20 protein-coding genes and 2 tRNA genes are annotated in these 23,252 nt (G+C 63.3%); 19 read left to right on the top strand and 3 right to left on the bottom strand.

Annotation, left to right across the window (positions count from 1 at the left end; genetic code table 11):
• The first annotated feature begins 28 nt into the window (after positions 1–28).
• The 3 genes from carB to KDW96_RS08370 are packed head-to-tail and all read left to right on the top strand — an operon-like array spanning position 29 to position 4,135.
• Complete coding sequence (carB, locus tag KDW96_RS08380) at positions 29–3,250, top strand: carbamoyl-phosphate synthase large subunit (protein ID WP_255839963.1); 3,222 nt, start codon at positions 29–31, stop codon at positions 3,248–3,250.
• Positions 3,247–3,723: a transcription elongation factor GreA gene (gene greA, locus KDW96_RS08375; RefSeq protein ID WP_255839962.1), complete on the top strand. Its 477-nt coding sequence runs from the start codon at positions 3,247–3,249 to the stop codon at positions 3,721–3,723. Before carB ends, greA begins: the two co-directional genes overlap by 4 nt.
• Positions 3,724–3,733: 10 nt before the next feature.
• Entirely contained in the window at positions 3,734–4,135 is a 402-nt protein-coding gene (locus KDW96_RS08370; RefSeq protein WP_255839961.1) for a DUF4149 domain-containing protein, read from the top strand.
• A gap of 39 nt (positions 4,136–4,174) precedes the next feature.
• Here KDW96_RS08370 and yhbY read toward each other — a convergent pair whose 3' ends face one another.
• Positions 4,175–4,486 carry a ribosome assembly RNA-binding protein YhbY gene (gene yhbY, locus KDW96_RS08365; RefSeq protein ID WP_255839960.1) on the bottom strand — a complete coding sequence of 104 codons (312 nt, stop codon included), beginning with the start codon at positions 4,484–4,486 and terminating at the stop codon, positions 4,175–4,177.
• Between the two features lie 102 nt (positions 4,487–4,588).
• On the opposite strand from yhbY, the gene rlmE reads away from it, so the two are divergent.
• The 16 genes from rlmE to KDW96_RS08285 all read left to right on the top strand — a co-directional run bounded on the left by rlmE (position 4,589) and on the right by KDW96_RS08285 (position 21,355).
• Positions 4,589–5,212 carry a 23S rRNA (uridine(2552)-2'-O)-methyltransferase RlmE gene (gene rlmE / locus KDW96_RS08360; protein ID WP_255839959.1) on the top strand — a complete coding sequence of 208 codons (624 nt, stop codon included), beginning with the start codon at positions 4,589–4,591 and terminating at the stop codon, positions 5,210–5,212.
• A gap of 207 nt (positions 5,213–5,419) precedes the next feature.
• A complete protein-coding gene (gene ftsH, locus KDW96_RS08355; protein ID WP_255839958.1) occupies positions 5,420–7,333 on the top strand; it encodes an ATP-dependent zinc metalloprotease FtsH in 1,914 nt (637 codons plus the stop codon).
• A gap of 8 nt (positions 7,334–7,341) precedes the next feature.
• Positions 7,342–8,193, top strand: a complete 852-nt coding sequence (gene folP / locus KDW96_RS08350; protein WP_255839957.1) for a dihydropteroate synthase — start codon at positions 7,342–7,344, stop codon at positions 8,191–8,193.
• 19 nt (positions 8,194–8,212) lie between these two features.
• Entirely contained in the window at positions 8,213–9,550 is a 1,338-nt protein-coding gene (glmM, locus tag KDW96_RS08345; protein WP_255839956.1) for a phosphoglucosamine mutase, read from the top strand.
• Positions 9,551–9,615: 65 nt separating this feature from the next.
• Positions 9,616–10,371, top strand: coding sequence for a triose-phosphate isomerase (gene tpiA, locus KDW96_RS08340; RefSeq protein ID WP_255839955.1), 756 nt, complete (start codon positions 9,616–9,618; stop codon positions 10,369–10,371).
• Positions 10,372–10,375: 4 nt separating this feature from the next.
• A complete protein-coding gene (gene secG / locus KDW96_RS08335; RefSeq protein ID WP_255840496.1) occupies positions 10,376–10,759 on the top strand; it encodes a preprotein translocase subunit SecG in 384 nt (127 codons plus the stop codon).
• Between the two features lie 26 nt (positions 10,760–10,785).
• Positions 10,786–10,871, top strand: a tRNA-Leu gene (locus KDW96_RS08330).
• A gap of 97 nt (positions 10,872–10,968) precedes the next feature.
• Positions 10,969–11,045 (top strand) — tRNA-Met (locus KDW96_RS08325).
• Positions 11,046–11,174: 129 nt separating this feature from the next.
• Positions 11,175–11,633, top strand: coding sequence for a ribosome maturation factor RimP (gene rimP / locus KDW96_RS08320; RefSeq protein ID WP_255839954.1), 459 nt, complete (start codon positions 11,175–11,177; stop codon positions 11,631–11,633).
• Between the two features lie 47 nt (positions 11,634–11,680).
• Positions 11,681–13,162 carry a transcription termination factor NusA gene (gene nusA, locus KDW96_RS08315; RefSeq protein WP_255839953.1) on the top strand — a complete coding sequence of 494 codons (1,482 nt, stop codon included), beginning with the start codon at positions 11,681–11,683 and terminating at the stop codon, positions 13,160–13,162.
• Between the two features lie 26 nt (positions 13,163–13,188).
• Positions 13,189–15,672 carry a translation initiation factor IF-2 gene (infB, locus tag KDW96_RS08310; RefSeq protein ID WP_255839952.1) on the top strand — a complete coding sequence of 828 codons (2,484 nt, stop codon included), beginning with the start codon at positions 13,189–13,191 and terminating at the stop codon, positions 15,670–15,672.
• A gap of 112 nt (positions 15,673–15,784) precedes the next feature.
• The gene (gene rbfA / locus KDW96_RS08305) at positions 15,785–16,177 is read left to right on the top strand and encodes a 30S ribosome-binding factor RbfA (protein WP_255839951.1); all 393 of its coding nucleotides are present in this window, start codon (positions 15,785–15,787) and stop codon (positions 16,175–16,177) included.
• 3 nt (positions 16,178–16,180) lie between these two features.
• Positions 16,181–17,098 carry a tRNA pseudouridine(55) synthase TruB gene (gene truB, locus KDW96_RS08300; protein WP_255839950.1) on the top strand — a complete coding sequence of 306 codons (918 nt, stop codon included), beginning with the start codon at positions 16,181–16,183 and terminating at the stop codon, positions 17,096–17,098.
• Between the two features lie 156 nt (positions 17,099–17,254).
• A complete protein-coding gene (gene rpsO / locus KDW96_RS08295) occupies positions 17,255–17,524 on the top strand; it encodes a 30S ribosomal protein S15 (RefSeq protein ID WP_042554902.1) in 270 nt (89 codons plus the stop codon).
• Between the two features lie 173 nt (positions 17,525–17,697).
• Positions 17,698–19,803, top strand: coding sequence for a polyribonucleotide nucleotidyltransferase (gene pnp, locus KDW96_RS08290; protein WP_255839949.1), 2,106 nt, complete (start codon positions 17,698–17,700; stop codon positions 19,801–19,803).
• A 136-nt stretch (positions 19,804–19,939) separates the two neighbouring features.
• A complete protein-coding gene (locus tag KDW96_RS08285) occupies positions 19,940–21,355 on the top strand; it encodes a tetratricopeptide repeat protein (protein ID WP_255839948.1) in 1,416 nt (471 codons plus the stop codon).
• Positions 21,356–21,432: 77 nt separating this feature from the next.
• Here KDW96_RS08285 and KDW96_RS08280 read toward each other — a convergent pair whose 3' ends face one another.
• Positions 21,433–22,887: a rhomboid family intramembrane serine protease gene (locus KDW96_RS08280; protein WP_255839947.1), complete on the bottom strand. Its 1,455-nt coding sequence runs from the start codon at positions 22,885–22,887 to the stop codon at positions 21,433–21,435.
• A 21-nt stretch (positions 22,888–22,908) separates the two neighbouring features.
• Complete coding sequence (locus KDW96_RS08275) at positions 22,909–23,196, bottom strand: DUF2845 domain-containing protein (RefSeq protein WP_255839946.1); 288 nt, start codon at positions 23,194–23,196, stop codon at positions 22,909–22,911.
• Between the last annotated feature and the right edge of the window lie 56 nt (positions 23,197–23,252).

Here is a 23,252-nt window from a genome sequence, read left to right as displayed (position 1 = left end):
GACTGACCCAAGGATTCGAGTAAGAGACATGCCAAAACGTACAGATATCAAAAGCATCCTGATCCTCGGCGCCGGCCCGATCGTCATCGGCCAGGCCTGCGAGTTCGACTACTCCGGCGCCCAGGCCTGCAAGGCCCTGAAGGAAGAAGGTTTTCGCGTCATCCTGGTGAACTCCAACCCGGCCACCATCATGACCGACCCGTCGATGGCCGACGCCACCTATATCGAGCCGATCAAGTGGCAGACCGTGGCCAAGATCATCGAGAAGGAGCGTCCTGACGCCCTGCTGCCGACCATGGGTGGCCAGACCGCACTGAACTGCGCCCTGGACCTGGAGCGCCACGGCGTGCTGGAGAAGTTCGGGGTCGAGATGATCGGCGCCAACGCCGACACCATCGACAAGGCCGAAGACCGCTCGCGCTTCGACAGGGCAATGAAGGATATCGGCCTGGCCTGCCCGGTTTCCGGCATTGCCCACAGCATGGAAGAAGCCTACGGCGTGCTGGAGAAGGTCGGCTTCCCCTGCATCATCCGGCCGAGCTTCACCATGGGCGGCACCGGTGGCGGTATCGCCTACAACCGTGAAGAGTTCGAGGAAATCTGCGCCCGCGGTCTCGACCTGTCGCCGACCAGCGAGCTGCTGATCGACGAGTCGCTGATCGGCTGGAAGGAATACGAGATGGAGGTGGTCCGCGACAAGAAGGACAACTGCATCATCGTCTGCGCCATCGAGAACTTCGACCCGATGGGCGTGCACACCGGCGACTCGATCACCGTCGCTCCGGCGCAGACCCTGACCGACAAGGAGTACCAGATCCTGCGCAACGCCTCGCTGGCGGTGCTGCGCGAGATCGGCGTGGAAACCGGCGGCTCCAACGTGCAGTTCGGTATCTGCCCGAACACCGGCCGCATGGTGGTGATCGAGATGAACCCGCGCGTGTCGCGCTCCTCGGCCCTGGCTTCCAAGGCCACCGGCTTCCCGATCGCCAAGATCGCCGCCAAGCTGGCCGTGGGCTACACCCTCGATGAGCTGTCCAACGACATCACCGGTGGCCGCACCCCGGCTTCGTTCGAGCCGGCGATCGACTACGTGGTGACCAAGATCCCGCGTTTCGCCTTCGAGAAGTTCCCCAAGGCCGATGCCCGCCTGACCACCCAGATGAAGTCCGTGGGGGAGGTCATGGCCATCGGTCGCACCTTCCAGGAGTCCCTGCAGAAAGCCCTGCGTGGCCTGGAAGTCGGTGTCGCCGGTTTCGACGAGAAGCTCGACCTGAACGATCCAGAAGCCGAAAGCACCCTGCGCCGCGAACTGACCGTGCCGAGTGCCGATCGTATCTGGTACGTGGCCGACGCCTTCCGTGCGGGCAAGACCATCGAAGAAGTCTTCGAGCTGACCCGTATCGACGAGTGGTTCCTGGTGCAGATCGAAGACCTGGTCAAGGACGAGGAGCGCATCAAGACCCAGGCGCTGTCGTCTATCGATCGCGAGCTGATGTACAAGCTCAAGCGCAAGGGCTTCTCCGATATCCGCCTGGCCAAGCTGCTGGGTGTGACCGAGAAGACCCTGCGCAGCCACCGCCACAAGTTAAAGGTGCTGCCGGTCTACAAGCGCGTGGATACCTGCGCGGCCGAGTTCGCCACCGACACCGCTTACATGTACTCGACCTACGAGGAAGAGTGCGAAGCCAACCCGTCGAGCCGTGACAAGATCATGATCCTCGGCGGTGGCCCCAACCGTATCGGCCAGGGCATCGAATTCGACTATTGCTGCGTCCACGCGGCGCTGGCGATGCGTGAAGACGGCTACGAGACCATCATGGTCAACTGCAACCCGGAAACCGTCTCCACCGACTACGACACCTCGGACCGCCTGTACTTCGAGCCGGTAACCCTGGAAGACGTGCTGGAGATCGTCCGTGTCGAGCAGCCCAAGGGCGTGATCGTGCAGTACGGTGGTCAGACCCCGTTGAAGATCTGTCGCGCCCTCGAAGAAGCCGGCGTGCCGATCATCGGCACCAGCCCGGACGCCATCGACCGCGCCGAAGACCGCGAACGTTTCCAGCAGATGGTGCAGCGTCTGGGTCTGCGTCAGCCGGCCAACGCCACCGCGCGCAGCGAAGACGAAGCCCTGGCCCACTCCAAGAACATCGGTTATCCGCTGGTGGTGCGTCCGTCCTACGTGCTCGGCGGTCGGGCCATGGAGATCGTCTATCAGGAAGACGAACTCAAGCGCTACATGCGCGAAGCGGTGAAGGTCTCCAACGACAGCCCGGTGCTGCTCGACCACTTCCTCAACTGCGCCATCGAGGTGGACGTGGATGCGGTGTGCGACGGCGAGACCGTGGTGATCGGTGCGATCATGCAGCACATCGAACAGGCCGGGGTGCACTCCGGTGACTCCGCCTGTTCCTTGCCGCCGTACTCGCTGCCCAAGCACATCCAGGACGAAATTCGCGACCAGGTCAAAAAGATGGCCCTGGAGCTCGGCGTGGTCGGTCTGATGAACGTGCAGATGGCCGTGCAGGGCGAGGATATCTTCGTGATCGAGGTGAATCCGCGCGCTTCGCGCACCGTGCCGTTCGTCTCCAAGTGCGTCGGCGAGTCGCTGGCCAAGGTGGCGGCCCGTGTCATGGCCGGCAAATCGCTGGCCGAGGCCGGTTACAGCGAGGAAATCATCCCGCCGTTCTTCAGCGTCAAGGAAGCGGTGTTCCCGTTCGCCAAGTTCCCCGGCGTCGACCCGATCCTCGGCCCGGAGATGAAGTCCACCGGCGAGGTGATGGGCGTCGGCGATACCTTTGGCGAGGCCTTTGCCAAGGCGCAGATGGGGGCCAGCGAAGTGCTGCCGAACAGCGGCTGTGCCTTCATCAGCGTGCGCGACGACGACAAGCCGCTGGTGGCCGAGGTTGCCCGCGACCTGATCGAGCTGGGCTTCGAAGTGGTGGCCACCGCCGGCACCGCCAAGCTGATCGAGGCCGCCGGCCTGCCGGTACGTCGGGTGAACAAGGTGACCGAAGGTCGTCCGCACGTGGTCGACATGATCAAGAACGACGAGGTCACCCTGATCATCAATACCACCGAGGGGCGTCAGTCGATTGCTGACTCCTACTCCATTCGTCGTAACGCCCTGCAGCACAAGATCTACTGCACCACCACCATCGCGGCGGGTCAGGCGATCTGTGAAGCGCTCAAGTTCGGTCCCGAGAAGACCGTGCGCCGCTTGCAGGATCTCCATGCAGGAATCAAGGCATGATCAAGTACCCCATGACCGTTCAGGGCGCGCGCGCCCTGGAGGATGAACTGGCTCACCTGACCAAGGTCGTCCGTCCCAAGCTCAGTCAGGACATCGGCACGGCCCGCGAGTTGGGCGACCTGAAGGAAAACGCCGAGTATCACGCCGCCCGCGAGCAGCAGGGCATGGTCGAGGCGCGCATTCGCGATATCGAGGGTCGCCTGCAGAACGCCGTGGTCATCGACGTGACCACCATCGCCCATACCGGCAAGGTGATCTTCGGTACCACGGTGGAGATCGCCAACGTGGAGACCGACGAGAGCGTGACCTACAAGATCGTCGGCGAGGACGAGGCGGACATCAAGCAGCGCAAGCTGTCGGTCAGCTCGCCCATCGCCCGCGCCCTGATTGGCAAGGAAGAGGGTGACGTGGTGGCGGTGAAGACGCCGAGCGGTCTGGTCGAATATGAGATCGTCGAGGTTCGCCATATATAAGCGCCCAGCATTGAACGCAGGCGCTATCAGCTGGCTGCTGGCCCAGACCTTTTGGGTCGGTGGCCTGTGGTTGCTGAAGTTCCTGGTGGTGCCGGCCTTGGCCAAGCTGGGGCTGGCGCCGCTGCTGATCGAGGAGATCGCGGCGGCGCTGACGTCGCTGCTGATTGGTCTGACGGCCTGCTGCGCCGTGCTGCAGCTTTTTGTGCTGGTGCGGCTGGAGCGTCTGGCGAGCCTGTGGCAGGACCTGCGTGGCCAGTTGCTGCTGACCGTGCTGCTGGTGGCGGGAAGTTACTTCGTGGTGCGCCATTGGTGGCCGGAGGCGCAGCGCTGGTTGCTGTTCAGCTACCTGGTTCTGGCGTTTTGTGGGTTGTTGCTGGTGTTGCAGCCGGTGCCGGCCCGTCGCGCTCAGTAGACTAGCCGGCGGCCGCGAGGCGGCCGGCATGGTCTGCACTCAGCCCTGGAAGCGGCTGATGTTGGAGAGGTTCTTGTTGGGCTTGGGGTTCTTGCGGTAGATCAGCGCCATCTTGCCGATCACCTGGACCAGTTCCCCACGGCCGGCCTTGCACAGTTCGTCGATCGCGGCCAGGCGATCCTCGCGTTCGGTGATGCGCAGCTGTACCTTGATCAGTTCGTGATCATTCAGTGCGCGTTCCAGTTCGGCCAGAACGCCCTCGGTCAAACCATTGTCGGCCACGATCAATACCGGTTTCAGGTGGTGGCCGATAGATTTGTATTGTTTCTTCTGCTCCTGAGTGAGCGGCATAATCTGACCCCTGCGTCTGATCTGGTAAAAAGCGGCGGCTAGTTTACCCGAGCGCCTTCGGGCCCGCCCAGTTATTCACGACCTGTACAATCGAGGTGCCGTGTGGCCCGCTCCAAGACCAGCCCCCGTTGGCTGAAAGAACACTTCGACGACCCTTACGTCAAAATGGCGCAGAAGGACGGCTACCGTTCGCGCGCCAGCTACAAGCTGCTGGAAATCCAGGAGAAGGACCGCATCCTGCGCCCGGGCATGACGGTGGTCGACCTGGGCGCCGCCCCTGGCGGCTGGTCACAGGTGACCAGCCGGCTGATCGGCGACAAGGGCACCCTGATCGCCTCCGATATTCTGGAGATGGACAGCATCCCGGATGTCACCTTCATCCAGGGCGACTTCACCGAGGACGCGGTGTTCTCGCAGATTCTCGAGGCGATCGGCGGCAGCCCGGTGGACCTTGTGATTTCCGACATGGCCCCCAATATGAGTGGAGTAAGGGCGGCCGACCAGCCACGCGCCATGTACCTGTGCGAGCTGGCTCTGGATCTGTCCGGGCGCGTGCTGCGCCCGGGGGGCGATTTTCTGATCAAGATTTTCCAGGGTGAGGGTTTCGATCAGTACCACAAGCAGGTGCGCGAGATGTTCGACAAGGTGCAGATGCGCAAGCCGCTGTCTTCCCGTGATCGCTCCCGCGAGCAGTACCTGCTGGCTCGCGGTTATCGTGGCGCCTAGCTATATGCAACCAAGGGCGGGGTTGTCAGTCCAACGACCTGAAGGCACTGTACTTTCCGCTCCGGTTGTAGAGGCAAAATAAAGGGTTACAGACCGCGTCTGCCAGCTGCAGGCGTTGTGTAGTAAGTTAGATCGGTACATAACTGGTCGTCATGCGAAGCACGCTTGCGCACGGGGCCTGCTTCAGAGGGTAGCTAATTGAACGACATGGCAAAGAATCTGATCCTGTGGCTGATCATCGCCGCTGTTCTGGTCACGGTGATGAACAATTTTTCCAGCCCGAGTGAGACGAACAAGCTCAACTACTCGGACTTCATCGAGCAGGTTCAGGATGGCCGGGTTCAGCGGGTTACCGTTGACGGCTACACCATCAGCGGTTTGCGCATCGACGGCTCGTCGTTCGAGACCGTGCGTCCGGCAATCCAGGACAATGGCCTGATCAAGGACCTGATCGACAACAACGTCGAGATCGTCGGCAAGCAGCCGGAGCAGCAGAGCATCTGGACCCAGTTGCTGGTCGCCAGCTTCCCCATCCTGGTGATCATCGCGGTGTTCATGTTCTTCATGCGCCAGATGCAGGGTGGCGCCGGTGGCAAGGGCGGGCCGATGAGCTTCGGCAAGAGCAAGGCGCGCCTGCTGTCCGAAGACCAGGTCAAGACCACCTTCGCCGATGTTGCCGGTTGCGACGAGGCCAAGGAGGAGGTCAGCGAGCTGGTCGAGTTCCTCCGCGATCCGGGCAAGTTCCAGCGCCTCGGTGGGCGCATTCCGCGTGGCGTGCTGATGGTCGGCTCGCCGGGTACCGGTAAGACCCTGCTGGCCAAGGCGGTTGCCGGCGAAGCCAAAGTGCCGTTCTTCACCATTTCCGGTTCCGACTTCGTCGAGATGTTCGTCGGTGTGGGTGCCTCCCGCGTGCGCGACATGTTCGAGCAGGCGAAGAAGCATGCGCCGTGCATCATCTTCATCGATGAAATCGACGCCGTGGGTCGTCATCGTGGCGCCGGCATGGGCGGTGGGCATGACGAGCGCGAGCAGACCCTCAACCAGTTGCTGGTGGAGATGGATGGCTTCGAGATGAACGACGGCGTGATCGTCATCGCCGCAACCAACCGTCCCGACGTGCTCGATCCGGCGCTGCTGCGCCCCGGCCGCTTCGACCGCCAGGTGGTGGTCGGCCTGCCGGATATCCGCGGCCGCGAGCAGATTCTCAAGGTGCACATGCGCAAGGTGCCGATGGGCGAGGATGTGCAGCCTGCCGTGATCGCGCGGGGTACTCCCGGGTTCTCCGGCGCCGACCTGGCCAACCTGGTCAACGAGGCCTCGCTGTTTGCCGCCCGCGCGGGCAAGCGCCTGGTGGAAATGAAGGAGTTCGAGCTGGCCAAGGACAAGATCATGATGGGCGCCGAGCGTAAGACCATGGTCATGTCGGAGAAGGAGCGCCTCAATACGGCGTTCCACGAGGCCGGTCACGCCATCGTTGGTCGTCTGGTGCCTGAGCACGATCCGGTCTACAAGGTGTCGATCATCCCGCGCGGTCGTGCCTTGGGCGTGACCATGTTCCTGCCGGAAGAGGATCGCTACAGCCTGAGCAAGCGCGCGCTGGTCAGCCAGATCTGCTCGCTGTTCGGCGGCCGTATCGCCGAAGAAATGACCTTGGGTTTCGAAGGTGTCACCACCGGTGCGTCCAATGACATCATGCGTGCCACTCAGTTGGCGCGGAACATGGTGACCAAGTGGGGCTTGTCCGAGAAGCTCGGTCCGCTCATGTACGCCGAGGAGGAGGGTGAAGTATTCCTCGGTCGCAGCATGGGCAGTCAGCACACCAACGTCTCGGCCGATACGGCGAAGATGATCGACCAAGAAGTGCGTAGCATCATCGATCAGTGCTACGGCACCGCCAAGCGCCTGCTGGAAGAAAATCGCGACAAGCTCGATGCGATGGCCGAGGCATTGATGAAGTACGAAACCATCGACGCCGAGCAGATCGATGACATCATGAATGGCCGCGCGCCGCGCGAGCCCAAGGGATGGGGCGGCGGCGACAATACCGGCAAGCCCGCGGCCAAGGCCGATGAGGCCGACAGTCCCGAGAAGCCTATTGGTGGCCCTGCCGCCGAGCATTAAGGTTGCAAATGCCTCTATCGCTTGACTCGAACCGGCTGCCCTGTGGCAGCCGGTTTCTTGATTTGGCCCGTCCGCAAGTGATGGGCATCCTCAACGTGACCCCGGACTCCTTCTCCGACGGTGGACGCTTCAGCCAGCGTGACGCGGCGCTGCGCCATGCCGCCGAGATGGTGCGTGCCGGCGCGGCCCTGATCGATGTCGGTGGCGAATCGACCCGGCCAGGGGCGCAGGCGGTTTCGCCTGCGCAGGAGCTGGAACGGGTGGCGCCTGTCGTCGAGGCCATCGCCGCCGAGCTTGACGTGATCATTTCGGTGGACACCTCGACGCCGGCGGTCATGCGCGAGGCGGCGCGTCTGGGCGCGGGCTTGATCAATGATGTGCGCTCCCTGCAGCGAGAGGGTGCGCTCGAGGCGGCTGCTGGCAGTGGTCTGCCGGTGTGTCTGATGCATATGCGCGGCGAGCCGAGCACCATGCAGCAGGACCCTTGTTACGCCGATATCCTGGTCGAGGTGCGCGACTTCCTGTCCGCGCGATTGGCGGCCTGCGAGGCTGCGGGCATTGCCGCCGAGCGGGTAATACTCGATCCGGGCTTCGGCTTCGCCAAGACTCTGGAGCACAATCTCAGGCTGTTTAAGCATCTCATGTCGCTGCATGAGCTCGGGCGGCCCTTGCTGGTCGGCGCCTCGCGCAAGAGTATGATTGGTCGCGTGCTTGGCCATGAAGTGGGCGGGCGGCTGTACGGCAGCCTGGGGCTGGCGGCGCTCGCGGTGACCAAGGGCGCGCACATCCTCAGGGTTCACGACGTGGCCGAGACAGTCGATGTGCTGCGCATGATTGCCGCAGTCGAGGCGGCCGAATAAGTCAGAAGGAAACGTGGTTATGGGTAGAAAATATTTCGGTACTGATGGTATCCGTGGCCGTGTCGGTGAGTTTCCCATCACCCCGGACTTCATGCTCAAGCTCGGTTGGGCGGCGGGCATGGCGTTCCGCAAGCAGGGCAAGTGCCGCATCCTGATCGGCAAGGACACGCGCATCTCCGGCTACATGTTCGAGTCGGCCCTGGAGGCCGGGTTGCTCGCTGCCGGGGCTGATGTGATGCTCCTGGGGCCCATGCCGACCCCGGCGATCGCTTACCTCACCCGCACCTTTCACGCCGAGGCTGGCATCGTCATCAGTGCCTCGCACAACCCGCACCATGACAATGGCATCAAGTTCTTTTCCGGTCAGGGCACCAAGTTGCCGGACGAGGTTGAGCTGATGATCGAGGAGCTGCTCGATACGCCCATGACCGTGGTCGATTCGGGGCAGCTGGGCAAGGTGTCGCGGGTCCACGATGCCGCCGGACGCTACATCGAATTCTGCAAGAGCAGCGTGCCGAGCAGCACCGATTTCGCGGGGCTCAAGCTGGTGATCGATTGCGCCCATGGCGCCGCCTACAAGGTCGCGCCCAGCGTATTTCGCGAGCTGGGCGCCCAGGTGACGGTGCTCTCGGCGCAACCCAACGGGCTGAACATCAACGATGGTTGTGGCTCCACCCACATGGATGCCCTGCAGGCCGAGGTGGTCGCTCAGCAGGCGGATCTGGGCATTGCCTTCGATGGCGATGCCGATCGGGTGTTGATGGTCGATCACACCGGGGCTCTTGTGGATGGTGACGAGCTGTTGTTCATCATTGCGCGCGACCTGCAGGAGCGGGGCAAGCTCCATGGCGGCCTGGTGGGGACCTTGATGAGCAATCTCGGCCTGGAGCTGGCCTGCGCGGACCTGGGAATCCCCTTTGTGCGTGCCAAAGTCGGCGACCGCTACGTGATCGCCGAGCTGCTTGCACGCAGTTGGCAGCTTGGCGGAGAAAATTCCGGGCATCTGGTGTGCTTCCATCACACCACCACCGGGGATGCGGTCATCGCTGCTTTGCAGGTGCTGTTGGCGCTCAAGCGTCGCGGGCAGAGCCTTGCCGAGAGTCGCCAGGGAATGCGCAAGTGCCCCCAGGTCTTGGTCAACGTACGTTTTGGCGGTGGTGAAGACCCGCTGGAGCACCCGGCCGTGCAGGATGCCAGTGCGCGAGTGACCGAGCGTATGGCCGGCCGGGGCCGTGTACTGTTGCGCAAGTCCGGCACCGAGCCATTGGTCCGGGTGATGGTCGAGGGTGACGACGAAAATCAGGTGCGCGGCTATGCCGATGAATTGGCTAAAGTTGTTGCCGAAGTATGTGCTTGATTCGGCTTGCCAGGTCAGGTGCTGTTGGGTAACATCTGCGCCCTCTTTGACCGACGAGGTAAAGCATGCGTCGCCCCCTGGTTGCTGGTAACTGGAAAATGCACGGTACCCGCGCCAGCGTCGCAGAGCTGATCGAAGGTGTTCGTCGACAGGTATTGCCTGGCGATGTGGATGTTGCGGTGTTTCCGGCCTGTCTGCATGTTGCCCAGGTCGTAGAAGGTCTGGCTGGTGCGTCCGTGATGGTCGGCGGGCAGGATTGCGCGGTTGAGCCGCTGCAGGGGGCGTTGACGGGTGAGGTTGCTGCCAGTCAGTTGCAGGATGCGGGTTGTGTCATGGTGCTGCTTGGGCACTCCGAGCGCCGGCAGGTGCTGGCTGAATCCGATCAGGTGGTGGCGCGCAAGTTTGCCGCGGCCCAGGCCTGCGGCCTCGTTCCGGTGCTCTGTGTGGGGGAAACCCTAGAGCAGCGCCAGGCGGGCGAGACGCTGGCGGTGGTCGGGCGTCAGTTGGCCGCGGTAATCGATGCGCATGGCGTGGCAGCTTTTTCCGCGGCGGTGGTGGCTTACGAGCCGGTCTGGGCGATCGGCAGTGGCTTGACCGCTTCGCCCGAGCAGGCGCAGGAAGTGCACGCGGCGATCCGCGCGCAGCTGGCGGCGGCAGATGCCGAGTTGGCGCGTGGTGTCAGGATTCTTTACGGCGGCAGCGTCAAGGCCGCCAATGCGGCCGAGTTGTTCGGCATGCCGGATATCGATGGGGGGCTTGTGGGTGGAGCCTCTCTGAATGCAGATGAGTTCGGTGCGATTTGTCGCGCCGCGGGAAGCTGAAAAGATGCTGGAAACAGTCGTAGTAGTTCTTCATCTGCTGGGTGCGATCGGTGTGGTTGCGCTGGTTCTGTTGCAGCAGGGTAAGGGTGCCGATGCGGGCGCGTCTTTTGGTTCTGGTGCTTCTGCTACCGTGTTCGGTAGTCAAGGTTCCTCTACCTTTTTGAGTCGCGTTACTGCTATACTCGCCACCGCATTTTTCTTAACCAGCCTGGGGTTAGCGTTCTTTGCTAATGAAAAGGCTGATGCGCTGAATCAGGTCGGCTTGCCGACTGCGGCGGTCGAGGAAGTGCAGCAAGAAAAGCCGGCGGCTGAAGATGTGCCGGTGCTCGAAGAGCAAAAGTCTGCAGCTGATGCTGCTGACATACCTCAGGCTCCAGAGCAGCAGTAAAGGCGGTAAGAGTTTCAAGCGATTTTGCCGAGGTGGTGGAATTGGTAGACACGCTACCTTGAGGTGGTAGTGGCCATAGGCTGTAGGGGTTCGAGTCCCCTCCTCGGTACCAATTTACAAGAAGGCCCGCTACATGCGGGTCTTGTTGTTGCTGGAGCTTCGGTTGACCCTGTTGGGTGTTCGGCCGTATACTTCGGCCCCAGCTTTGACGCGGGGTGGAGCAGTCTGGTAGCTCGTCGGGCTCATAACCCGAAGGTCGTTGGTTCAAATCCAGCCCCCGCAACCAGTAGTAGCGGAGCCCCTTTCAAGGGGCTTTTTGCTAGCTGGGAGACAGGTTTTTCGGCCTCTTGAGCCGAATCGATGGGATGGGCGTTTCGCCCATTTTTTATTTGCACAGCATGCGCGAGGGGTTCAGGTGTCGAGCAAGCTAGAACAGTTGCAGGCCTTGGTGGCCCCGGTAGTCGAAGCACTCGGCTATCAATGCTGGGGTATCGAGTTCCTGTCGCAAGGGCGGCATTCGTTGCTGCGTATCTATATCGATCATGCCGACGGCGTTCTGATTGACGATTGCGAAAAGGTCAGTCGGCAGGTCAGTGGTGTTCTCGATGTCGAGGATCCGATCGCTGCGGAGTACACCCTGGAGGTGTCTTCGCCGGGCATGGATCGGCCGCTGTTCACGCTGGAGCAGTTTGCCAGCTATGTCGGTGAGCAAGTGAAAATCAAGCTGCGCTCGCCGTTCGAAGGGCGCCGCAACTTTCAGGGTCTTCTCCGCGGTGTGGAGGAGCAGGACGTGGTGGTGCAGGTGGATGACCACGAGTTCCTGTTGCCGATCGACTTGATCGACAAGGCCAATGTTATCCCCCGGTTTGATTGAGACGCGGATCCCGCGGATCCAATGGATTGCGAAAGGCGAGGCGTACGATGAGCAAAGAAGTACTGCTGGTTGTTGAGTCGGTGTCCAACGAAAAGGGCGTACCGGCCGGCGTGATTTTCGAGGCGCTGGAGTTGGCCCTGGCCACGGCGACCAAGAAGCGATTTGAAGACGAAGTCGAGTTGCGTGTGGCGATCAATCGCCTCACCGGCAACTACGAGACCTTCCGCTGCTGGACAGTGGTGGAAGAAGAAGATTTTGATGATCCGGCGCATCAGTTGACCCTGGATCTGGCGCAGGCGCGCAAGGCCGACGCGAAGATCGGCGACGTGCTCGAGGAAAAAATCGAGTCCATCGAGTTCGGTCGCATCGCCGCGCAGACGGCCAAGCAGGTCATCGTGCAGAAAGTGCGCGAGGCCGAGCGTGCTCAGGTCGTAGAAGCCTATCGCGGTCGTCTGGGTGAGATCATTTCCGGCACGGTCAAGAAAGTCACCCGCGACAACGTCATCGTTGACCTGGGTAACAACGCCGAGGCCCTGCTGGCCCGCGAAGACATCATCTCCCGCGAGACCTTCCGTGTCGGTGCCCGTCTGCGTGCGCTGCTCAAGGAAATTCGTACCGAGAACCGCGGTCCGCAGCTGATCCTGTCGCGTACCGCGCCGGAAATGCTGATCGAACTGTTCCGCATCGAAGTACCGGAAATCGCCGAAGAGTTGATCGAAGTCATGGCTGCCTCCCGGGATCCGGGTTCGCGGGCCAAGATCGCGGTGCGCTCCAAGGACAAGCGTATCGATCCGCAGGGCGCCTGCATCGGCATGCGCGGTTCGCGCGTGCAGGCGGTGTCCGGCGAACTGGGTGGCGAGCGCGTGGATATCGTCCTGTGGGACGAGAACCCGGCGCAGTTCGTCATCAACGCCATGTCGCCGGCTGAAGTGGCGGCGATCATCGTCGACGAGGATGCCCATGCCATGGACATCGCCGTCGCCGAGGACAACCTGGCCCAGGCCATTGGCCGTGGCGGCCAGAACGTCCGTCTGGCCAGTCAACTGACCGGCTGGACGCTCAACGTGATGACCGAGGCGGATATCCAGGCCAAGCAACAGGCCGAAACCGGCGACATCCTGCAGCGCTTCATCGACGAGCTGGAAGTCGATGAGGAGCTGGCCCAGGTGCTGGTGGAAGAAGGTTTCACCAGCCTGGAAGAGATCGCCTATGTGCCGATGGAAGAGATGCTCAGCATTGAGGGTTTCGATGAAGAAATCGTCAATGAGCTGCGTGCACGGGCAAAAGACCGCCTGCTGACCAAAGCCATCGCCACAGAAGAAAAGCTGGCAGACGCCCACCCGGCCGAAGACCTGCTCTCGCTTGAGGGTATGGAGAAGGGCCTGGCGCAGGAACTGGCAGTGCGCGGTGTGATTACCCGCGAAGACCTGGCCGAGCAGTCGATTGACGACTTGCTCGACATCGACGGCATCGACGAAGAGCGTGCCGGCAAGCTGATCATGGCCGCCCGAGCCCACTGGTTCGAGTAAGTTTTACGGCCTGAGGAGAGAAATGCATGTCGCAAGTCACGGTGAAAGAACTGGCCCAAGTGGTCGACACACCGGTAGAGCGCCTGCTGCAGCAGATGCGTGAGGCGGGTTTGCCGCACAGCAGTGCCGAGCAAGTTGTCACCGATAACGAGAAGCAAGCCCTGCTCGCCCATCTCAAGAGCAGTCATGGCGATAAAGTAGAAGAGCCGCGCAAGATCACCTTGCAGCGCAAGACCACCAGCACCCTGCGGGTGGCTGGCAGCAAGACCATCAGCGTCGAAGTGCGCAAGAAGAAGACCTTCGTCAAGCGCAGCGCCGAAGAGATCGAGGCCGAGAAGCAGCGCGAGCTCGCCGAGCAGCGTGCCGCTGCCGAAGCCGCGCGCCTGAAGGCCGAAGAAGAGGCCAAGCGCCGCGCCGAGGAAGAGGCCAAGCTCAAGGCCGCCAGTCCCAAGGCCGAGGACAGCGCGCCTGCGCCGGCTTCTGCCACTGTGGTCGAGCTGCCGGTGGCCGCGCCTGTGGTCGAAGAGCGCAAGAAGGAAGAGCCGCGTCGTGCCGACAAGGTGCGCAGCGACGACGACCGTCGTGGCGAGCGCAAGACCACTCAGCACCGCCCGACCGTCAAGGAGAAGGCGCCGGCACCTCGTGTTGCGCCGCGCACCATCGATGAAGAAAGCGACGGCTTCCGTCGTGGCGGCCGTGGCAAGTCCAAGCTGAAGAAGCGCAATCAGCACGGCTTCCAGAGCCCGAGCGGTCCTATCGTCCGCGAAGTGGCGATTGGCGAGACCATCACCGTCGGCGAGCTGGCTCAGCAGATGTCGGTGAAGGCCGCGGAAGTGATCAAGTTCATGTTCAAGATGGGCACCCCGGTGACCATCAACCAGGTGCTGGATCAGGAAACCGCGCAGCTGATCGCCGAAGAGCTGGGCCACAAGGTCAAGCTGGTCAGCGACAACGCACTCGAGGAGCAGTTGGCTGCTTCCCTCAAGTTCGAAGGCGAGGCGATTTCCCGTGCGCCGGTGGTCACCGTAATGGGTCACGTCGACCACGGTAAGACCTCGCTGCTCGACTACATCCGTCGCGCCAAGGTGGCCGCGGGTGAAGCCGGCGGCATTACCCAGCACATCGGTGCCTATCACGTGGAAACCGACCGCGGCATGGTCACCTTCCTCGATACCCCCGGTCACGCGGCCTTTACCCAGATGCGTGCCCGTGGCGCCCAAGCCACTGACATCGTCATTCTGGTAGTGGCGGCGGACGATGGCGTGATGCCGCAGACCCAGGAAGCCGTGCAGCATGCGAAAGCCGCTGGCGTGCCGATCGTGGTCGCGGTCAACAAGATCGACAAGCCCGACGCCAACCCGGACAACATCAAGAACGGCCTGGCCGCGCTGGATGTGATCCCGGAAGAGTGGGGCGGCGATGCACCCTACGTGCATGTTTCCGCCAAGGTCGGTACTGGCGTCGACGAGCTGCTCGAGGCCGTTCTGCTGCAGGCTGAAGTGCTCGAGCTCAAGGCCACGCCGTCGGCGCCTGGCCGCGGTGTGGTGGTCGAGTCGCGTCTGGACAAGGGCCGTGGCCCGGTGGCGACCGTGCTGGTACAGGACGGTACCCTGCGTCAGGGCGACATGGTGCTGGTCGGCTCCAACTACGGCCGCATCCGCGCCATGCTCGACGAGAATGGCAAGCCGGTGAAGGAAGCTGGTCCGTCGATTCCGGTCGAGATCCTCGGCCTGGACGGCACGCCGGATTCCGGTGACGAGATGACCGTGGTCGCCGACGAGAAGAAGGCCCGCGAAGTGGCGCTGTTCCGTCAGGGCAAGTTCCGCGAGGTCAAGCTGGCCCGTGCTCACGCCGGCAAGCTGGAAAACATCTTCGAGAACATGGGCCAGGACGAGAAGAAGACGCTCAACATCGTCCTCAAGTCCGACGTTCGCGGCTCGCTGGAGGCCCTGCAGGGCTCGCTCAGCGGCCTGGGTAACGACGAAGTGCAGGTGCGTGTGGTCGGCGGCGGTGTCGGTGGTATCACCGAGTCCGATGCCAACCTGGCGCTGGCCTCCAACGCCGTGCTGTTCGGCTTCAACGTGCGCGCCGATGCCGGCGCCCGGAAGATCGTCGAGCAGGAAGGTCTGGACATGCGTTACTACAACGTCATCTACGACATCATCGAAGACGTCAAGAAGGCCCTCACCGGCATGCTTGGCAGCGACGTCCGGGAGAACATCCTGGGTATCGCCGAGGTCCGTGACGTGTTCCGTTCGCCGAAGTTCGGCGCGGTGGCCGGTTGCATGGTCGTCGAGGGCGTAGTGCACCGTAACCGTCCGATCCGCGTGCTGCGCGATGACGTGGTGATCTTCGAAGGCGAACTGGAATCCCTGCGCCGCTTCAAGGACGACATGTCCGAAGTGCGGGCCGGCATGGAGTGCGGTATCGCGGTGAAGAGCTACAACGACGTCAAGGTCGGCGACAAGATCGAAGTGTTCGAGAAAGTCCAGGTGGCTCGCAGCCTGTAAAGGCGCGGGTCGCAACATGCAACGCCCGGCCCCGCTCTTCGCGCGGCCGGGCGTTTGCCGCTTTTGAGCCCGATGCCTTTCGACGCGTCGCGGCGAGTGGAAGGTAGTAAAGATGGCAAAAGACTATAGCCGGACCCAGCGTATCGGCGACCAGATGCAGCGCGAGCTGGCGCAATTGATTCGTCGTGAGGTCAAGGACCCGCGTCTGGGGCTGGTGACCATCACCGCCGTGGAAGTCAGCCGCGACGTCGGCCACGCGAAGATCTTCATCACCGTGATGGCCGCCGAAGATGGCGTCGATCACGTCACCCAGAGCCTCAAGGTGCTCAACGACGCCGGCGGCTTCCTGCGCATGCAACTGGGCAAGGCCATGAAGCTGCGCAGCGTGCCGCAATTGCGCTTCCACTACGACGAGAGCGTCAGCCGTGGCGCCCACCTGTCGGCCCTGATCGATCGCGCGGTGGCGGAAGACAGCCAGCACGACACCGGCAAGACCGAGGAGTAGGCCGTGGCCCAGGTAAAGCGTGTACGTCGCCAGGTCAACGGCATCATCCTGCTGGACAAGCCGCGCGGCTTCAGCTCCAACGCGGCGCTGCAGAAGGTGCGCTGGTTGCTCAATGCCGAGAAGGCCGGTCACACCGGCAGTCTCGATCCGCTGGCCACCGGCGTGCTGCCGCTGTGCTTCGGCGAGGCGACCAAGTTCTCCCAGTACCTGCTGGATGCCGACAAGGGTTATGAAACCCTGATGCAGATGGGCGTCATCACCAGCACCGGCGATGCCGAAGGCGAGGTGCTGGAGCGTCGCCAGGTGACCGTTGGTCGCCCCGATATCGAGGCGCTGCTTCCGCGTTTTCGCGGTGAAATCAGTCAGATACCGCCGATGCATTCGGCCCTCAAACGCGACGGCCAGCCGCTCTACAAGCTGGCGCGTGCCGGCGAGGTAGTGGAGCGCGAGCCGCGTTCTGTTACTATTGCGCGCCTGGAATTGCTGGCCTGCGAGGCAGAGCAAGCGCGCCTGGCGGTGGATTGCAGCAAGGGCACCTATATTCGCACCCTGGTCGAGGACATCGGTCAGCTGCTTGGCTGTGGCGCCCATGTCGCCGAGCTGCGGCGGACCAAGGCCGGGCCCTTCGAGCTGGCCCAGACCGTCAGCCTGGAAGAGCTGGAGCAGGCCCATGCCGACGGCGGCAACGAGGCGCTTGACCGCTTCCTGCTGCCGGTGGACAGCGGCTTGCAACACTGGCCATTGCTGCAGTTCTCCGAGCACAGTGCGTTCTATTGGCTGCAGGGGCAACCGGTACGAGCACCCGAGGCGCCGAAGTTCGGCATGGTGCGGGTGCAAGATCACAATGGCCGCTTCATCGGTATCGGTGAAGTGAGCGAAGACGGGCGCATCGCGCCGCGTCGCTTGATTCGGTCGGTATGACCGTAGCGGGCTGTCGAGTCCTCCAGGGTTCGGCAGTCCATATCGAGGGTGGCTGTTAATAGGCACGGTCATTCCTCCTTTTAAAACACGGGAAGCGATTCCCGGCCTATTGGAGCTGTTGTTCTGCAGCAGTTTCCTAATTGAGAGGATGCCCACATGGCACTCAGCGTTGAAGAAAAAGCCCAGATCGTTAACGACTACAAGCAAGCTGAAGGCGACACCGGTAGCCCGGAAGTGCAGGTAGCCCTGCTGTCCGCCAACATCAACAAGCTGCAAGGCCACTTCAAGGCCAACGGTAAGGACCACCACTCGCGTCGTGGCCTGATCCGCATGGTTAACCAGCGTCGTAAGCTGCTGGATTACCTGAAGGGCAAGGACACCAGTCGTTACAGCGCCCTGATCGGTCGCCTGGGTCTGCGTCGCTAAGCAATGCTGGCGCGCAGCTGAATGCCGAAGCTGGAAGTGGGGCTGGTCCCCGCTTCCAGCTTTTGCGTTTCAGCCAGATGCATTTTGGACAGGCCCGGGTCCGACTCCCGTAACTGCCCACGAATTTCGCACCATCCAGATTCCCCAAAGGCAACACAGAGAAGGAAAACACCGTGAACCCGGTAATCAAGAAATTCCAGTTCGGTCAGTCGACCGTTACCCTCGAGACTGGCCGCATCGCCCGTCAGGCCTCCGGCTCCGTACTTGTCACCGTCGACGACGACGTAGCCGTGCTGGTCGCCGTGACCGGCGCCAAGACCGCCGACCCGAGCAAGGGCTTTTTCCCGCTGTCGGTGCACTACCAGGAAAAGACCTACGCGGCCGGCAAGATCCCCGGCGGTTTCTTCAAGCGTGAGGCCCGTCCTTCCGAGAAAGAGACCCTGACCTCGCGCCTGATCGACCGTCCGATCCGCCCGCTGTTCCCGGAAGGCTTCCAGAACGAAGTGCAGGTCATCTGCACCGTGGTGTCCACCAGCAAGAAGACCGATCCGGACATCGCAGCGATGATCGGTACCTCGGCGGCCCTGGCCATCTCCGGTATCCCGTTCAACGGCCCGATCGGCGCCGCGCGCGTCGCCTTCCACCCGGAAACCGGCTACCTGCTGAACCCGACCTACGAGCAGCTCAAGGCCTCCAGCCTGGACATGGTCGTGGCCGGCACCAAGGACGCCGTACTGATGGTTGAATCGGAAGCCAAAGAGCTGACCGAGGACCAGATGCTCGGCGCCGTATTGTTCGCCCACGACGAGTTCCAGGCCGTGATCCAGGCCGTGACCGAGCTGGCGGCCGAAGCGGCCAAGCCGACCTGGGATTGGCAGCCGAAGGCGGAAAACACCGCGCTGCTCTCTGCCATTCGCAGCGAGTTCGGCGAGGCGATTTCCCAGGCCTACACCATCACCATCAAGCAGGACCGCTACGCGCGCCTGGGCGAGCTGCGTGAGCAGATCGTGGCCAAGTTCTCCGGCGAAGAAGGCCAGCCGTCTGCCGGCGAAGTCAAAGACGCTTTCGGCGAAATCGAATACCGCACCGTGCGCGAGAACATCGTCAACGGCAAGCCGCGTATCGATGGCCGTGACACCCGCACCGTGCGTGGCCTGAACATCGAAGTCGGGGTGCTGGACAAGACCCACGGTTCGGCGCTGTTCACCCGTGGCGAAACCCAGGCCCTGGTGGTCGCCACCCTGGGCACCGCGCGCGACGCCCAGCTGCTCGACACCCTGGAAGGCGAGAAGAAAGACCCCTTCATGCTGCACTACAACTTCCCGCCGTACTCGGTGGGCGAGTGTGGTCGCATGGGCGCCACCGGCCGCCGCGAAATCGGTCACGGCCGCCTGGCCCGTCGTTCCGTTGCCGCCATGCTGCCGACCGCCGATGAATTCCCCTACACCATCCGTGTGGTGTCGGAGATCACCGAATCCAACGGTTCCAGCTCCATGGCCTCGGTCTGCGGTGCCTCCCTGGCCCTGATGGACGCCGGTGTGCCGATGAAGGCGCCGGTGGCCGGTATCGCCATGGGTCTGGTCAAGGAAGGCGAGAAATTCGCCGTGCTGACCGACATCCTCGGTGACGAAGACCACCTGGGCGACATGGACTTCAAGGTGGCCGGTACCGCCAAGGGCGTGACCGCCCTGCAGATGGACATCAAGATCCAGGGCATCACCGAAGAGATCATGGAAATCGCCCTGGGCCAGGCCCTGGAAGCGCGCCTGAACATCCTCGGCCAGATGAACCAGGTGATCGCCGAGTCGCGCAGCGAGCTGTCGGCCAACGCGCCGACCATGATCGCGATGAAGATCGACCAGGACAAGATCCGCGACGTGATCGGCAAGGGTGGCGCCACCATCCGCGGCATCTGCGAGGAAACCAAGGCCTCCATCGACATCGAAGACGACGGCACCATCAAGATCTTCGGCGAGACCAAGGAAGCGGCCGAGGCCGCACGCCAGCGCGTGCTGGGCATCACCGCCGAGGCCGAGATCGGCAAGATTTACGTCGGCAAGGTCGAGCGCATCGTCGACTTCGGCGCCTTCGTCAACATCCTGCCGGGCAAGGACGGCCTGGTGCACATCTCGATGCTGAGCGATCAGCGGGTCGAGAAGGTCACCGATGTGCTGAAGGAGGGCCAGGAAGTGAAGGTGCTGGTACTGGACGTGGACAACCGCGGCCGTATCAAGCTGTCGATCAAGGACGTCGCGGCTGCCGAGGCCTCGGGTGTCTGATAGCGGACAGTTGTCACGCTGAACAGGAGGGCCGCATTGCGGCCCTCTTTTTTTGCCTGGACAATAGTGGCCGCGCGCCAGCCATCCGAGCGGATCGGTCGGCGGCCTTCGTCAGCCGTTCCAGGATTTTTCGCTTATGGACAAGACCTTCTGCCGCTACCATCCCGCGCAGCCTGCCACCTGGCAGTGCCTGCCTTGTCAGCGCCCCTATGGCGACTGTTGCATCGCGCTCAATGCCGACGCCCCGGACGAAGTCCCGGCCTGCCCCCTGTGCGCCGGCCCGTTGCAGTTTCTGGGCGCGGCGAACAGCGCCCAGCCGTTCTGGGAGCGTATCCCTTCGTTCTTCGCCTACGCCCTGCAGGCAGGGCCCCTGGCGTTCGCCGCGCTGCTGGCGCTGGCCAGCCTGTTCATGCCGCGCTGGATCGTCCTGTGGATCGCACTTTTCAGCGTCGCGACCAAGTACTTCCACTGCGTGATCGAGGCCAGCAGCCAGGCCGACCGGCAGGCGCCGAGCCTGGCCAGCGCCTTCAGCGGAGAAGGCTTCAGCCTGTTCTGCAAGCAACTGGCGGTATTCCTGATCGCCTTCGGTGCGCTGTGGCTGGCCACCGACGTCGACAGCGAGGCGCTGTATTGGCTGGTGAATATCGGCCTGCTCCTGGCCATGCCGGCCAGCATCATCCGTCTTGCCCTGGACAAGGAGCTGGGCGCGGCACTGAGCCCGGAGCAGATCGGCCAGGTGATAGGCGCCATGGGTTGGCGCTATCTGATCCTGTGCGCCTTCCTGTTCATCCTCTGGCAGTCGCCGGGCTGGGTCACCTATATGCTCTCCAGCGGCATGCCGCGGGTGGTGCTGATGCCGGTTGCGACCTTCCTGTTCGGTTACTTCGGCGTGGTGATGTGCGCCATGATGGGCTATGCGGTGTTCCAGTATCAGGGCGCCCTGGGCTATGTGGTGGCCGACGAGGAGGGCGCGGCAGCCTATCCCGCGCCGGAGTACCTGCGCCGCCGCGCCCTGGCCGAGGCGGAGATTCGCCTGAAGGAGGGACAGAGCGCCCAGGCCCTGGATACCCTGGCCAAGGCCCTGAAGCGCGATCCCGAGGATCTCAAGCTCAACGAGCGTTATCACCAGCTGCTCTTCGGCCTGAACGACCGTGTTCGCTGTCAGCACCACCTGGCTCACTACCTGCCGCTGGCCGCACGCCTGAACCCGCCATTGGCGGCGACGGCGCTGCTCAATGCGCGCCAGCTCGGCAGCGACTACCTGCCCGATGACGCCCTGGTCTGCGAGCGGCTGGCCGAGGCGCTGCTGCAGCGCCACAAGATCCGCGAAGGCCTGGGGTTGCTGCGCAATTTGCACCAGCGTTTTCCCGCCTACCCAAATATCCCCCGCGCTTATCTGCTGGCCAGCCGTGGTTTCGCCGAAGGCCTGGGGCAAATCGAGCCGGCCCGCAAGCTGTTGGCCTTCATTCGCGCCCGTTATCCAGACTCGCCACTGATGAGTGAAGTGGCGAGCCTGGAGGCGACCCTGGACAGGTTGGCCAGCCTCGTCTGAGGCGGGCTAAAGGCTCGCCCGGGCGCGCGGTGGTCGACAGGTGAAGCCAAGGCCCGGCGCCAGCCGGGCCGCTGCGCTCAGCGCGCCAGGTGCTGCCTGAGCAGGCCCAGCTGGGTGGTCTGGTCGGCGTGGGGGTAGCGCTGCTCGAGAAACTGGCCAAGCTCCGCGACACCTTGCATGTCCTGGCGACTGGCGAGCTGTTTGGCCAGGCGCAGGGTCAGCGCCGGTAGCTCCGCAGGTGCTTTGCCGGCGCGGCTGAGTCGGCGCCAGGCGGCCAGCGCCAGGCCGTGCTGCTCGGCCTGCAGCAGACGCCGCAGCAAGTGCAACTGCACCGCCGGGTGCTGCAGCAGGGCTTGGCCGGCTTCGGCGCTGTCCTCGGCCAGGCGCCGCAGCAGCGGCAGGCTGGCGTTCTCTGCCGGCAGGGCGAACAGCTGGCGCAACACGGCGCCGAGCAGGGCCTTGTCCTGGCGGGTACGGGCCAGCGGGTAGAGCCGCTCGAGCAGCTCCAGACGTCCGGAATAGCGTTGCAGCAGGTCCAGGCCGCGGGTCGCCGCCTGGTCGAGGGCGAAACCGCCGATCGAGCGATCCAGGCTGTCCAGCTCGCGCTTGAACGGCGCGTCCGGGTCTTCCTTGTGCAGGTAGGCCTGGTCGACCTTGAGCCGGCCGCCCAGGCGGGGAAGCCATACGGCGAGGAAACCGGCGCCCAGTCCGCCGAGGTGGGCGTAGTAGTTGACGTTGTCGTCGGCCAGCAGCAGTCCGTACAGTTCCTTGCCCATCCAAACCGGCAATATCCACAACGCCGGTGCGCGGAAGTAGCCGAACAGGGGACCCAGCCAGTAGAAGAAGTTGATGCGGCGCAGGCCGTACACCCCCAGGTACACGCCCATCAGTCCGGAGACCGCCCCGGAAGCGCCGATCCCGCTCACCCAGACCGGGTCCATGAGCCACCACAGCAGGTGCGAGGCGACGCCGCTGAGCAGGTAGAGGCCGAGGTACAGCCAGCGGCCCAGGGCGATTTCCAGGGCGAAGCCGAAGATGAACAGAAACAGCATGTTGCCGGCCAGGTGAGCGAAGTCGCCGTGCAGGAACATGGCGCCGACCAACCCCTCGACGGTGAACTTGGCCGGGACGAAGCCGAAGCGCTTGCTGCTGATGCGGTCCCGGGCGGCCTCGGCCCGCTGGCGCGCCGCTTGCCAGGATGGGTCGGCCAGGTAATCGGGGTTGTGGTGCAACTGATGCTCGAACTGTAGGTCGTGGAGCACCAGGCGGGCCAGGTCGCGGCGGCGCATGCCATCGACATAGCGCTGCTGGTCGGCGTCGAGCTCGCGGCGCTCGCTGAAGGCCTCCAGAAACAGCGCGCGTTCGCGGTTGAGCAGGCCACCGTCGAGGTAGGTCTGCACGGCCTCGGCTTCGCGCTCTCGGTCACCGCCCTGGTAGCCGAAATAGATCAGCACGTTGAGCAGGATCAGCAGCAGCGTGGCGAGCGGCGGTCTTTTCCAGTCCAGGGGGTGTTCGGCGGGCAGGATGAGCATGAGTGATTCGACCTGCCGCCGTCAGTTGCCGCGCTTGCTGTCGATGCGTTGCAGGCGGCCGCCCTGGAACGTCAGGTAGTAATACATGCCGTTGCGCGGCCCGTAGACCCACTCCTCGATCGGGAACTCCTGATCGCCGTTGGCGTTCTGGGTATACCCGACCAGGCTGCGGCTGACCGCTTCGCCACACTTGGCCTGGACTTCGATGCTGCGGTCGCCTTTGCTGGCGATGCCCTTGTCGCAACGCAGGGAGGCCTCGGCGGCGGTGGCGCTCAGGAGCAGGGCGATGGACAGAGAGAGTTTGCGCATGATGGAGCTTCCTTGTTCCAGGTCCAGAAGAAGCGGCGAGACTAGCAGCCGGCTTG

This window comes from Pseudomonas benzenivorans (genome assembly GCF_024397895.1).
Lineage (GTDB): Bacteria > Pseudomonadota > Gammaproteobacteria > Pseudomonadales > Pseudomonadaceae > Aquipseudomonas > Aquipseudomonas benzenivorans_A.
This window is presented reverse-complemented; position numbering and strand designations above follow the sequence as displayed.